The organism is Nocardioides sp. (assembly GCF_024509035.1).
Lineage (GTDB): Bacteria > Actinomycetota > Actinomycetes > Propionibacteriales > Nocardioidaceae > Nocardioides.
In genome coordinates, this window is the sequence record NZ_JANINT010000035.1 from 1 (window position 1) to 12,542 (window position 12,542).

At 72.9% G+C, this 12,542-nt stretch carries 11 protein-coding genes and 1 pseudogene; all 12 read right to left on the reverse strand.

Features of this window, described 5'->3' with window-relative positions:
- A pseudogene (locus Q0L15_RS03495) lies at positions 1–202 on the reverse strand (cell division protein SepF); the annotation flags it as partial.
- Between the two features lie 37 nt (positions 203–239).
- Positions 240–956 (reverse strand): YggS family pyridoxal phosphate-dependent enzyme, encoded by a 717-nt coding sequence (locus tag Q0L15_RS03500; RefSeq protein ID WP_296602282.1) that lies wholly within the window; start codon positions 954–956, stop codon positions 240–242.
- Complete coding sequence (locus tag Q0L15_RS03505; protein WP_296602283.1) at positions 953–1,645, reverse strand: polyphenol oxidase family protein; 693 nt, start codon at positions 1,643–1,645, stop codon at positions 953–955. The genes Q0L15_RS03500 and Q0L15_RS03505 overlap by 4 nt, the downstream gene beginning before the upstream one ends.
- A complete protein-coding gene (ftsZ, locus tag Q0L15_RS03510; protein WP_296602285.1) occupies positions 1,642–2,853 on the reverse strand; it encodes a cell division protein FtsZ in 1,212 nt (403 codons plus the stop codon). The genes Q0L15_RS03505 and ftsZ overlap by 4 nt, the downstream gene beginning before the upstream one ends.
- A gap of 204 nt (positions 2,854–3,057) precedes the next feature.
- Positions 3,058–3,804, reverse strand: a complete 747-nt coding sequence (locus tag Q0L15_RS03515) for an FtsQ-type POTRA domain-containing protein (protein WP_296602286.1) — start codon at positions 3,802–3,804, stop codon at positions 3,058–3,060.
- Positions 3,791–5,146: a UDP-N-acetylmuramate--L-alanine ligase gene (murC, locus tag Q0L15_RS03520; RefSeq protein ID WP_296602287.1), complete on the reverse strand. Its 1,356-nt coding sequence runs from the start codon at positions 5,144–5,146 to the stop codon at positions 3,791–3,793. The genes Q0L15_RS03515 and murC overlap by 14 nt, the downstream gene beginning before the upstream one ends.
- Positions 5,143–6,243 carry an undecaprenyldiphospho-muramoylpentapeptide beta-N-acetylglucosaminyltransferase gene (gene murG / locus Q0L15_RS03525; RefSeq protein WP_296602289.1) on the reverse strand — a complete coding sequence of 367 codons (1,101 nt, stop codon included), beginning with the start codon at positions 6,241–6,243 and terminating at the stop codon, positions 5,143–5,145. The genes murC and murG overlap by 4 nt, the downstream gene beginning before the upstream one ends.
- 10 nt (positions 6,244–6,253) lie before the next feature.
- A complete protein-coding gene (gene ftsW / locus Q0L15_RS03530; protein WP_296602290.1) occupies positions 6,254–7,498 on the reverse strand; it encodes a putative lipid II flippase FtsW in 1,245 nt (414 codons plus the stop codon).
- A 28-nt stretch (positions 7,499–7,526) separates the two neighbouring features.
- Complete coding sequence (gene murD / locus Q0L15_RS03535) at positions 7,527–9,023, reverse strand: UDP-N-acetylmuramoyl-L-alanine--D-glutamate ligase (RefSeq protein WP_296602295.1); 1,497 nt, start codon at positions 9,021–9,023, stop codon at positions 7,527–7,529.
- Positions 9,023–10,117: a phospho-N-acetylmuramoyl-pentapeptide-transferase gene (mraY, locus tag Q0L15_RS03540; protein ID WP_296602292.1), complete on the reverse strand. Its 1,095-nt coding sequence runs from the start codon at positions 10,115–10,117 to the stop codon at positions 9,023–9,025. The genes murD and mraY overlap by 1 nt, the downstream gene beginning before the upstream one ends.
- Positions 10,114–11,538 carry a UDP-N-acetylmuramoyl-tripeptide--D-alanyl-D-alanine ligase gene (gene murF, locus Q0L15_RS03545; RefSeq protein WP_296602293.1) on the reverse strand — a complete coding sequence of 475 codons (1,425 nt, stop codon included), beginning with the start codon at positions 11,536–11,538 and terminating at the stop codon, positions 10,114–10,116. The genes mraY and murF overlap by 4 nt, the downstream gene beginning before the upstream one ends.
- The coding region (locus Q0L15_RS03550; protein ID WP_296602294.1) for a UDP-N-acetylmuramoyl-L-alanyl-D-glutamate--2,6-diaminopimelate ligase at positions 11,535–12,542 on the reverse strand (1,008 nt) is incomplete at its 5' end. The genes murF and Q0L15_RS03550, both read right to left, overlap by 4 nt.

A 12,542-nucleotide genomic window follows, 5' to 3' on the forward strand; every position in this document is an offset into this window, starting at 1 on the left:
CCACTCCGGTCGGGCCCGACGCCGGCCGGCGGCGCTCGGACAGGTCGGCCACGGGTGCCGGACGGCTCTCGCGCTTGGAGGCGCGCACGGGGGCCGTCTCCTGAGTCTCGTACTCGTCGTGGACGTCGTACTCGTCGTCGTACCGGCCGGTGTCCTCGAGCAGGCCGAGGTACTCGCCGATCCTGCGCATGCCGCCGCTCATGACTGTGTCCTCCGGTGATCGTGTGGTGGTTGGGACATTACTTGACCTGTGGCCTCGAACCGAGGACCGCGGAGCCGACACGCACGTGTGTCGCTCCCGCTCTGATCGCGTGCTCCAGGTCGCCGCTCATCCCCGCCGAGAGCCAGGTGGCGTCGGGATGGTCGGCGAGGAAGTCTCGCTGGATCGCCGCCAGCCGCGCGAACGCCGCAGCGGGGTCCGCACCGAGGGGCGCCACGGCCATCAGGCCGCGCAGCCGCAGGTTGTCCGACTCCGCCACGGCCGCCGCCAGGGCGGCCAGGTCGCCGGGCTCGGCCCCGGCGCGGCCCTGCGCGCCGGGAGGGTCGAGGCTGACCTGGAGCAGCACCTCCACGGCTCGCTCGCGGCGCTCCGCGCCGCGCTCGAGCGGTGCGACGAGCTTGAGCCGGTCGACCGACTCGACGACGTCGGCGTACGCCGCGACGGCGGCCGCCTTGTTGCTCTGCAGACCGCCGATGAAGTGCCACCGCAGGCCGAGGTCGGCGCACTCGGCGGCCTTGGCCTCCGCCTCCTGGTGGCGGTTCTCCCCCACGTCGGTCACGCCCAGGTCGGCCAGCACACGCACGTCGGAGGCGGGGAAGAACTTGGTGACGACCACCAGCTGCACGTCGGACGGCTCGCGGCCTGCGTCGGCGCAGGCCGTGGCGATCCGCTCTCGCACGGTCGCGAGGTTGGTCGCGATCTGGTCACGGCGTCCGGCAGTGGCTGGTTGGCTCATGGCGTCCTCCAGATCACGCCGGCCATCCGGCCGGCCTCCGCGCCGTCGCGTCGGTAGGAGTGGAGCGCGGGGACCTCGCGGGTGCAGCCCCCGACCTCGACGATCGCGCACCCGGCCTCCGCGAGCTGGGCGCGCACGCCGGCACCGAGGTCGAGGGCCGGCGTACCCCAGCTCGTCGTCGCATGCGTGGCCGGGACCGCCGATGCGACCTCGGCGCGCATCTCGTCGGGCACCTCGTAGCACGCACCGCAGATGTGCGGGCCGATCCACGCGTGCAGCCGCTGCGCCCCGAGCGCTCGGAGCCGGTCGACGGTGGCCGGCACCACGCCCCGCCGCACGCCTTCGCGGCCGGCGTGCACCGCCCCGATCGCGCCGGAGTCGGCGGCGAGCAGCACGGGGACGCAGTCGGCGGCGCGGGTCAGCAGCGCCCGCCCCGGCTGCGCGGTGATCAGCGCGTCGACGTCCGGGGGACCCGCCGCGGCGTCCCAGTCCTCCACCATCTGCACGCCGGTGCCATGCACCTGGTGCATGAGGTGTGGCGCGGCCCCCGTGACCTCCTGGATCTCGGCGAGCGCCGCCTCCCGGGCGGCCGCGGCGGCCAGGTCACCGAGGTCGAGCCGTCGCTCGGTGAACCCGACCGACACCGTGGCGGTGCCCCAGGTGAGGGTGTCGCGGTAGAGGAAGGTCACTTCAGGAAGTCGGGGATGTCCAGGTCGTCGTCGTCGAACTGGACCTGCCGCGGCGCCGGACGCGTGGCGGCGTCGGGGGTGCTGCCGCCCTGGGGCCGCGCCTGCGCACCGGCGGGCACCGCGGACCGGTCGTCCGAGACCGCCGGCCGGGCCTCCTGGCGGGCCGGCGCCGACTGCTGGGCCGGGGCCGGCTGTGAGCTCGGGGCTGCCGCCTGCTTGGGCTCGCGGCGCAGGACCGTGCCCTCGCCGCTGCGCTTGGGCATGCCGCCGTCGAAGCCGGCCGCGATGACGGTCACGCGGACCTCGTCACCCAGGGCGTCGTCGATGGTGGCGCCGAAGATGATGTTGGCGTCGACGTGCACGGCCTCGGCGACCAGCGCGGCGGCCTCGTTGATCTCGAACAGTCCGAGGTCGGAGCCGCCGGCGATCGAGAGCAGGACGCCGTGGGCGCCGTCGATGCTGGCCTCGAGCAGCGGGCTCGACACCGCCATCTCGGCGGCCGCGACCGAGCGGTCCTCGCCACGAGCCGAGCCGATGCCCATCAATGCCGAGCCGGCGTTGGACATGACGGACTTGACGTCGGCGAAGTCGAGGTTGATCAGGCCGGGTGTCGTGATCAGGTCGGTGATGCCGGAGACACCCTGGAGCAGCACCTGGTCGGCCTGCTTGAAGGCGTCGAGCACGGAGACGTTGCGGTCGCTGATCGAGAGCAGTCGGTCGTTGGGGATCACGATGAGGGTGTCGACCTCCTCGCGGAGCCCGGCGATGCCCTCCTCCGCGGAGGTGGCGCGCCGCTTGCCCTCGAAGGCGAAGGGGCGGGTCACGACACCGATGGTGAGCGCGCCGAGCGAGCGGGCGATGCGTGCGACCACCGGCGCGCCGCCGGTGCCCGTGCCGCCGCCCTCGCCCGCGGTGACGAAGACCATGTCGGCCCCCTTGAGGACCTCCTCGATCTCGTCGGCGTGGTCCTCGGCGGCGCGCGCGCCGACGTCGGGGTTGGCGCCGGCGCCCAGGCCGCGGGTCAGCTCGCGACCGATGTCGAGCTTGACGTCCGCGTCGCTCATGAGGAGCGCCTGCGCGTCGGTGTTGATCGCGATGAACTCGACGCCCTTGAGCCCGACCTCGATCATCCGGTTGACGGCGTTGACGCCGCCACCACCGATGCCCACGACCTTGATGATGGCCAGGTAGTTCTGCGCTGCTGCCACGGCGGATTCGCCTCTCGCTGCTCGGGTACGGGTGCGGGATGTTCAGGGTGCTGCTCGTCGGATCGGCCCGGTGAACTCTTACCCTCAGCCTGAGGGTTATAGTTATGTCAACCTCGCCGTGGTGACGACACTAGGCAGCCAGGACCGCCCGATCGCGGCGACACGCCCAAGGAGACGTTGACCCGCCCGAAAGTTTCGGGCGGGTCAACCCTTGCTGGTGGTGGGGCGGCCGGGCACGCTCACGTCGTAGTGCGGCGCCTTGGGCGCGGCGGCGAGCAGGTCCGTGAGCACCCGCGCCTTGAGCTCGGAGTCCTCAGCGCTCCCCCACTCCACGGTGCGTCCGTCGGGCAGCGCCAGCGAGATCTCGTCGACCGTCGAGACCTCGACGTGGTCGACCTTCGCCTGCAGGTCCGCCGGCAGCGCCGCCACGACGAGGGCCGCCTCGCGCAGCGCCTCGGCGCCGGTCGTGCCGCCGGACTCCACGCGCGGGAGCCCCGCAGGGGCCTGGGCGTAGTCGCGGAACACCACGCCCTCGGCGTCCATCCCGCGCAGCTGGCCCGCGATCTCCACGACGGCGATCGCGACCCGCTCGTCGACGTCGATCAGCACCTGGTCGGGCCACTGGCGCGACACGTCGACCGACCGGACCGGCGCCAGCGCTTCCACGCGAGACCGGATGCGGTCGAGGTCGACCCGGGCGAGCGCCTCGCCCTGGGGGACCGCGGCGGCCTGGCGGACCTGGTCGGCGCTGAGCTGCTCGACGCCACGGACCTCCACGCCGGAGACCGACAGCCAGGCCGAGAAGTAGACCAGCCAGACGCCACCGGCGATGACCCCGACCAGCGCCACGACCGCGGCGACGTAGCGCCAGGCCAGCCAGCGGCGGGCCCACTGGCGCCGCGCGAACCGACGTCGGGTCCGCTCGGCAGGGTCGCGCCTAGTCCTCGCCATCGCGCAGCTCCAGCTCCCGGAGCACCCGCGGTCCGATCTCGGTGACCGTGCCGGCTCCGAGCGTGAGGACCAGGTCGCCCGGACGGGCCCGGGCGACCAGCTCTGCGGGGACCGCGTCGAAGGAGGGCACGAACGCGACGCGGTCGTCCGGCAGCGGCACGGCCGCGGCGACCAGGGCGCCGGTGACGTCGGGGTCGGGGTCCTCGCGCGCGAGGTAGACGTCGAGCACGACGACCTCGTCAGCGGCGCCAAGGGCGCGGCCCATCTCGGCGCCGAAGATCCGCGTGCGCGAGACGAGGTGCGGCTGGAACGCGACCACGACGCGGCCCTCGCCGGCGACGGCGCGGGCGGCCTGCAGGTCGCCGGCGATCTCGGTCGGGTGGTGGGCGTAGCTGTCGTAGACCCGCACTCCCCCGGCCTCGCCCTTGCGCTCCATGCGGCGCTTGGTCCCGGTGTACGACGCGAGGCCCCGCACGAGGTCGTCGGCGGCGTACCCGAGCTCGACGCCGGCCGCCAGGGCGGCCAGGGCATCGGCGAGGTAGTGCTCGCCCGGCGACCACAGCGTGACGCCGTCGAGCGCGGCGGCCTCGCGGGCCGAGACCGTCACGACGCGGCGCCCCGCGGCGCGGTGGCGCTCGGCGAGTGCCGCGGCCCCCGGGTCGTCGACGACGCACACCAAGAAGCCCTCGGGGTCGATCGTGTCGGCGAACTCGTCGAACGCGGCGGCGTACGCCTCGGGGGTGCCCCACTGGTCGAGGTGGTCGGCCTCGACGTTCGTCACGATCGCGGCGTAGGGGGTGTAGTGCAAGAAGGCGCCGTCGCTCTCGTCGGCCTCGGCGACGAACAGGTCGCCGCCGCCGGCGGCCGCATTGACGCCGGTCGCGGCCAGCTCGCCGCCGATGGCGTACGTCGGGTCGGCTCCTGCGGCCTGCAGGGCGACGGTGAGGAGGGATGTCGTGGTCGTCTTGCCGTGGGTGCCGGCGACCGCGAGGACCCGGCGCCCGGCCATCACCGCGGCCAGCGCTGCGGACCGCGGGAGAACCCGGAGCCCCTGGCGGACGGCCTCGAGGTACTCGGGGTTGTCCTCGCGCACGGCCGTGGAGACGACGAGCGTGTCGACGTCTCGGACGTGGGCGGCGTCGTGGCCGAGGTGCACCCGGGCGCCGAGCGTCCGCAGCGCCGCGAGCGTGGGCGAGTCGGTGCCGTCGCTGCCGCTGACCTGGATGCCACGGGCGAGCATGATCCGGGCGATGCCGGAGAGCCCGGCGCCGCCGATGCCGACGAAGTGCACCCGTCCGAGACGGTCGGCGGGGAGCATCTCGTCGGGGACGGGCACCCTCATCCGGCGCCCCCGACCTCGAGGACGATCCGGGCGACCAGCTCGTCGGCATGGCGCGGGATCACCCCGGACGCGGCTGCGCCCATCGCTGCGAGCCGGTCGGCGTCGGTGGCCAGCGGGGGCACGGTGGCGGCGACCCACTCGGTGGTCAGGTCGGCGTCGTCGACCAGGATGCCGCCGCCGGCGGCGACCACGGACTCGGCGTTCTTGCGCTGCTCGCCGTTGCCGATGGGCAGCGGGACGTAGACGGCGGGCAGCCCGACGGCCGCAGCCTCCGTGACGCTGTTGGCTCCGGCGCGACACATCGCCAGGTCGGCCGCAGCGAAGGCGAGGTCCATCCGGTCGATGTACTCCACGACGACGTACGGAACCTCCGGGGCGTCGCTCGCCCCCGGGCCCGGGACGGCCGGCTCGGCGCCGCCGTGCTTGCCCTCGGCGTGCAGGACCTGCACCCCGGCCGCAGCGAGCGCGCCGGCGGCGCCCGACACCGCCTGGTTGAGGCGGCGGGCCCCCTGGGACCCACCGGTGACCAGCAGCGTGGGCCGGTCGGGGTCGAGGCCGAAGAACGCGCGGGCCTCGGCGCGCCGGGCCGCGCGGTCGAGGCCGGAGATCATGGGCCGGATCGGCAGACCGACGTACTCGGCGCCGCGCAGCGGGGTGTCGGGGAAGCTCACGAGCACCCGCCGCGCGAAGCGGGCGCCGGCCTTGTTGGCCAGCCCGGGAACGGTGTTCTGCTCGTGGATCACCAGTGGGACCTGGCCCTTGCGGACGGCGAGGTAGAGCGGCATGGAGACGTAGCCGCCGTAGCCCACGACGACGTCGGGGCGGACACGGTCGAGCACGCGACGGGTCTCCCGGACGGCCGCGCGCAGCCGGGCCGGGACCTTGAGGAGGTCGGCTCCGGGCTTGCGCGGCATCGGCACCGGAGGGATCAGCTCGAGCGGGTAGCCGGCCGCGGGGACCACTCGGTTCTCGAGGCCGCGGGGCGTCCCGAGACAGGTGATCTCGACGTCGGGACGCAACCGGCGCAGGGCGTCGGCGGTGGCGAGCAGGGGCGAGGTGTGGCCGGCGGTGCCGCCGCCGGCGAGGAGAACGCGCATCGGGGCAACCTTAGATGCGGGCGGCCAGGCCGGCGGAGCGGGCCTTCTTGCGCTGGGCCAGGGCGCGCGCGGCCTCCGGCTCGCGGCGCGCGAAGCCGATCAGCAGCCCGAGGGCCACGAGGGAGGGCACGAGCGCGGATCCGCCGTAGGAGACCAGCGGCAGCGGGATGCCGATGACCGGCAGCAGCGCGAGCACCATGCCGACGTTGATGATCATCTGGCCGAGCAGCCACACGACGATCCCGAACGTGGTGTAGCGCACGAACGCGTCCTGCGTGTGGGAGGCCACCCGGACCGCCGCGTAGGCGATCGTGAGGAAGAGTGCGACGACCAGGAGGGTGCCGATCAGGCCGAGCTCCTCCCCCAGCACCGCGAAGATGAAGTCGGTGTGGGCCTCGGGGAGGTTGCCCCACTTCTGCTGGCTGGCGCCGATGCCCTGCCCGAAGACGCCGCCGTGGGACAGCGCATAGAGGCCGTGGGCGGGCTGCCAGCCGGCGTCGTGGAAGTCCTTGAAGGGGTCGGCGAAGTTCGTCAGCCGCTCGCGCCGTTCCGAGCTGGTCGAGGCGAGCCAGATCGCGATCACACCGATGAACGAGAGCGAGCCGGCGAACAGGCGCCCGGGGGCGCCGACCACCCAGAGCATCGCCAGCATGATGGCCATCAGGACCAGCGCGGTGCCGAGGTCGTGACCGAGCACGACCAGCCCGGTCACCAGCAGCATGCCGGGCACCACTGGCACGAGCACCTCGTGCAGGCTCCCGAGGCGCTTCTCCTTGCGGGCATAGATGTGCGCGGCCCACACGACGATCGACAGCTTGGCGATCTCGGCCGGCTGGAGCACGAACGGCCCGACGCCGAGCCAGTTGGTGTTGCCGTTGACGGTGCGGCCCAGGCCGAGCTGGGTGAGCGCGAGCAGCACGATCGAGACCAGCAGCGCCAACCACGAGAAGCGGCGCAGGACCGAGTGCGGCAACCGCGAGGCGATCCAGGCGCACGGGACGCCGATCGCGACCCACATCAGCTGCCGCTCGACGATCGCGTAGGAGCTGCCGTTGATCTTGAACGAGTAGACGCTCGAGGCGCTCAGCACCATGATCAGGCCGATGGTCAGCAGCAGCGCGGACGCACCGAGCAGCAGGTAGTAGGCCGTCAGCGGCCGGTCGAGCGCGTGCCGCACCGCCGCGAACCACCCGAGGGCCGCGGGACGGCGCCGGGTCAGGCCGCTCGAGAGGTCGTCGGGATCAGCGGTGGTCACGCCCGCCCCCTCCCGTCGGGTCCTGGTCCTACAGCTGGTCCTCGGTGTCGTCGTGCAGCCTGCGGCGTACGGCGTCGGTGAACGCGTCGCCGCGCTCGGCGTAGTTGGTGAACATGTCCATGGAGGCGCAGCCGGGAGCCAGCAGGACCGTGTCGCCGGGTCGGGCCAACTCGGCCGCGGCCCCGACCACGCGCTCCATGGAGGCATGTCCACTCATCTGGGCACCAGTCTCACCGCCGCCGACCACGATGACCGGGACATCCGGCGCGTGTCGCGAAAGCGCCCCGGCGATGACGTCGCGGTCACGGCCGAGCAGCACGACCCCGCGCAGCCGGTCGCGCACCGCGAGCACGAGCTCGTCGAAGTGCGCCCCCTTGGCGAGGCCGCCGGCGACCCACACCACCGGGTCGTAGGCCTGCAGGGAGGACTGGGCAGCGTGCGGGTTGGTGGCCTTGGAGTCGTCGACCCAGGTGATGCCGTCGCGCTCGCCGATCACGGCGATCCGGTGCCCGTCGGGGCGGAACGAGCGCAACCCGTCGCGCACCGCAGCCTGGGACACGCCGTGGGACCGCGCCAGAGCGGCGGCCGCCAGCGCGTTCGCGACGTTGTGGGGCGCGGGCGAGGCGAGGTCGGAGACCGTGCACAGCTCGGCGGCGCTGGTGTCGCGCTGCTCGATGAAGGCCCGGTCGGCCAGGATGTCCTCGACCAGGCCGACCATCCCCACGCCGGGCATGCCCAGCGTGAACCCGACGGCGCGGGCGCCCTCGATGACGTCGGCCTCGCGCACCAGCCGCTCGGTCTCGGGGTCGGCGACGTTGTAGACGCAGGCGCGCTGGACGCGTTCGTAGATGCGCCCCTTGTCCGCGGCGTAGTCGCGCATCCCCGTCGGCCCGGAGTACCAGTCGAGGTGATCCTCGGCCACGTTGAGGACGGCCGCGGACTCGGCGCTCATCGAGTCGGTGTAGTGCAGCTGGAAGCTGGACAGCTCGACGGCGAGGACGTCGTAGGGCTCAGGATCCATGACGGCCTCGACGATCGGCAGGCCGACGTTGCCGACCGCCATGCTGCGCAGGCCGGCCGCTCGCAAGATGGCGTCGAGCATCTGCACGGTCGTGGTCTTGCCGTTGGTGCCGGTCACGCACAGCCACGGCGTGTGGTGATCGGGGTCCCGCAGCCGCCAGGCGAGCTCGACCTCGCCCCAGATCGGCACGCCGCGCTCGCGGGCCTGGGCCAGCAGCGGCGCCGTCGGACGCCACCCGGGCGAGGTGACCAGCAGGTCGACGTCGTCGGGCAGCGTCGCGGTCGTACCGGCGCCGAGACGTACGTCGGCGCCGAGCACCTCGAGCAGCTCGGCCTTCGCGGGCCGGTCACCGTCCTCGGACTCGTCGAGCGCGATCACGCTCGCCCCGAGGTGGTTGAGGTTGTCCGCGGCGGCGAACCCCGACACGCCGAACCCCGCGACGACCGCGCGGACGCCGTCCCAGGAGTCGTGCCGGCCGAGGTCGGCGGGGTTGATGCGGCTCATCAGATACCGGCGACCCATTCTGCGTAGAAGATCCCGAGGCCGGCGGCGACGCAGATGCCGGTGATGATCCAGAACCGGATCGTCACCGTGACCTGCTCCCAGCCGATCATCTCGAAGTGGTGGTGGATCGGCGCGATGCGGAACACCCGTCGCCCGGTGCCGGTCAGCTTCTTGGTGACCTTGAACGTGGTCACCTGGAGCATCACGGACACGGTCTCCAGGACGAACAGCCCGCCGAGGATGATCAGGAGCAGCTCGGTGCGGGTGAGGATCGCCAGACCCGCCAGGGCCCCGCCCAGCGCCAGCGATCCGGTGTCGCCCATGAAGATCGCGGCCGGAGAGGCGTTCCACCACAGGAAGCCGAAGCAGGCACCGGTCACGGCGGCGGCGACGACCGCGAGGTCGAGAGGGTCGCGGACCTCGTAGCAGAGGTTGGGCTGGTCGAGGCCGGTCTGTCCGCACCACTGGTTGTTCTGCCAGATGTTCACGAGCATGTAGGCGCCGAACACCATCACCGAGGCCCCGGTCGCGAGCCCGTCGAGACCGTCGGTCAGGTTCACGCCGTTGGAGGTGGCCGCGATGATCAGCCAGATCAGCACCACCACCAGGACCGTCGGCAGGGTGATCCAGCCGATGTCGCGGATGAACGAGATGTGCTTGGACGCCGGCGTCTGACCGCGGTCGTCCTCGAGCCACGGTGAGAGGGCGAGCACCCCGAACACGAGCGCCACCAGGGTCAGGCCGATCATCTTGGCCTTGCTGCGCAGTCCCAGCGAGCGCTGCTTGGAGATCTTGATGAAGTCGTCGAGGAACCCGACGAGGCCGGTGCCGACGAACAAGAACAGCAGCAGCAGGGCCGACGCGCTGGGCGGGTTGGCCGTGATGAGCTTGGCGGCGAAGTAGCCGATGAGCGTCGCGAGGATGATGACGACACCGCCCATCGTGGGGGTGCCGCGCTTGGTGTGGTGGCTGGTCGGTCCGTCGTCGCGGATCTCCTGGCCGTAGCCCCACTTGGTGAACTGCTTGATCGCGACGCGGGTCCCGAGCAGCGAGACCAGCAGGGCCAAGCCACCTCCGAACAGGATGGCTCTCATGGCGTGCTTCCGTCTCCCTCCACCTCGGACTCTGCCTCCCCCGGCTCCACCGGATGCTCCGCTCGCCACGCGTCGGGGTCGAGCAGCGCATCGGCGACCTCCCACAGCTCCACGCCGTGGGACGCCTTCACGAGGACCACGTCCTCCGGCAGGACATTCTCCAGCAGCCAGCCGATCGCCTCGTCGCGGTCCTCGGCCACCAGTGCGTCGCCGGTCCAGGCGATGACCTTCTCGAGCCCCTCGACGACGCCTGCGGCCGCCTCGCCGATGACGACGACGACCTCGATCCCGAGGCGGCCCGCGGCACGGCCGACCTCGGCGTGCCCCTGGAACGACTCGCGTCCGAGCTCGCGCATCTCGCCGAGCACGGCGATCGTACGGCGGTGGCGCCGGCGGCCGATCACCGAGAGCGACTCGAGCGCGGCCTTCGTGGAGGCGGGGTTGGCGTTGTAGGCGTCGTTGACGACGATCAGGCCGTCGGCTCGCTCGTGCATCTCCATCCGCATCGGCGAGGTGGTGGTGGTCGCGGTGAGGGCCGACGCGATGTCCGCGAGCGGGACGCCGGCCGCGAGGGCCATCGTCGCTGCGGCCAGCGCGTTCTGCGCCTGGTGCAGGCCGCTCTGGCGCAGGTGGACCGGGTGCCACTCGTCGGCGTACCCGATCTCGAACGACACCCGGCCGAGGTCGTCGACCTCGGCGCCGCGCTCGCTGACGTCGGCGTCGTCGGGCCCGAAGGTGAGGACGCGCGCGCGGGTGCGCGAGGCCATCGCCGCGACGAGCGGGTCGCCGCCGTTGAGCACCGCGGTGCCGTCCTCCGGCAGCGCGGCGACGATCTCGCCCTTGGCGAAGGCGATGGAGTCACGGCTGCCGAACTCGCCGATGTGGGCGGTGCCGACGTTGGTGACCGCCGCGATGTGCGGTGGAGCGATCTCGCAGAGGTACTTGATGTGACCGATGCGCCGGGCGCCCATCTCGAGCACCAGGAAGCGGGTCTCGGGGTGGGCGCGCAGCACGGTCAGCGGCACCCCGAGCTCGTTGTTGTTGTTGCTCGTGGTCGCGACCGTCGAGCCCGCGGGCGCGAGCATCCTCGCGAGGTAGTCCTTGGTGCCGGTCTTGCCCTGCGACCCGGTCACGGCGAAGACGGTCGCGTCGAGCCGACGGATGACGTGCGCGGCGAGCTTGCCGAGCGCGACGACCGGGTCGCGGACCACGACCGTCGGGGCGGCGGTGGCCCGGCTCCCGAGGACGGCGTGCGCCCCGTCGGCGTAGTCGTGACCGTCGACGTGCTCGCCCACGATCGCGACGAAGAGCCCCCCGGGCACGGCTTGCCTCGAATCGATGTATGCCGGGGCGTCGACGACGACGTCGGGGTCACCGACGACCTGGCCGCCGACGACCTGGGCGATCCTGCTCAGCGTCATCGCAAGCATGCGATCTCCTCCCGCACCACGTCCCGATCGTCGAAGGGGTGGACCACCCCGTCGATCTCCTGTCCCGTCTCGTGCCCCTTGCCGGCGATGAGCACGATGTCACCCCGCTGTGCGCGGCGCACCGCCTCGCGGATGGCCGCGCGCCGGTCGCCGATCTCGACGGCCTCGCCCGACCCGACGCCGGCGATCATCGCGGCCCGGATCGCCGCCGGGTCCTCGGTGCGGGGGTTGTCGTCGGTCACGATCAACAGATCGGCCAGCCGGGCCGCGATCTCCGCCATCAGCGGTCGCTTCCCCGGGTCCCGGTCGCCCCCGGCGCCGAGCACCACGATCACGCGGCCCGCCGTCAGCGGCCGCAGGGTGCGGATCGCGGCCTCGACCGCGTCCGGCTTGTGCGCGTAGTCGACCACCACGACGAAGTCCTGGCCGGCGTCGACGCGCTCGAGGCGGCCGGGCACGCCGCCGCTGCTCGCGATCCCCGCCGCCACCGCCGCGGCGTCCAGCCCGGCCTCCCCCGCGGCGGCCACCGCGGCGAGCGTGTTGGCGACGTTGAAGTCGCCGGGCAAGGGGCACCCGGCCGGGATCCGCGTCCCGTCGGGGGCGACCACGACGAAGTCCGACCCGTCGGCGCGCAGGGCGACGTCCGCCACGCGCCAGTCGGCCTCGGGGCCGGTCGTCCCCTGGCGGGCGGAGAAGGTCCGCACGGGGATCGTCGTCTCGCCGACGAGCCGTCGCCCGTGGGCGTCGTCGAGGTTCACCAGGGCGAGCCGGGCCCGCTCGGGGGTGAACAAGGACGCCTTCGCCGCGTAGTAGTCCTCCACGTCGCGGTGGAAGTCGAGGTGGTCTCGGCCGAGGTTGAGGAAGACGGCGACGTCGAAGACCACGCCGTCGACGCGGCCCATCACGAGGGCGTGGCTGGACACCTCCATCGCGCACGCCTCGACGTCGCGCTCGCACATCATCGCGAACAAGCCGTGCAGGTCGGGCGCCTCGGG

Excerpts from the sequence above, each read along its gene's own strand:
- Q0L15_RS03500 (WP_296602282.1), bottom strand. The coding sequence starts at position 956 with ATGAGCCAACCAGCCACTGCCGGACGCCGTGACCAGATCGCGACCAAC.
- Q0L15_RS03515 (WP_296602286.1), bottom strand. The coding sequence starts at position 3,804 with ATGGCGAGGACTAGGCGCGACCCTGCCGAGCGGACCCGACGTCGGTTC.
- murC (WP_296602287.1), bottom strand. The coding sequence starts at position 5,146 with ATGAGGGTGCCCGTCCCCGACGAGATGCTCCCCGCCGACCGTCTCGGA.
- murG (WP_296602289.1), bottom strand. The coding sequence starts at position 6,243 with ATGCGCGTTCTCCTCGCCGGCGGCGGCACCGCCGGCCACACCTCGCCC.
- murD (WP_296602295.1), bottom strand. The coding sequence starts at position 9,023 with ATGAGCCGCATCAACCCCGCCGACCTCGGCCGGCACGACTCCTGGGAC.
- mraY (WP_296602292.1), bottom strand. The coding sequence starts at position 10,117 with ATGAGAGCCATCCTGTTCGGAGGTGGCTTGGCCCTGCTGGTCTCGCTG.
- murF (WP_296602293.1), bottom strand. The coding sequence starts at position 11,538 with ATGACGCTGAGCAGGATCGCCCAGGTCGTCGGCGGCCAGGTCGTCGGT.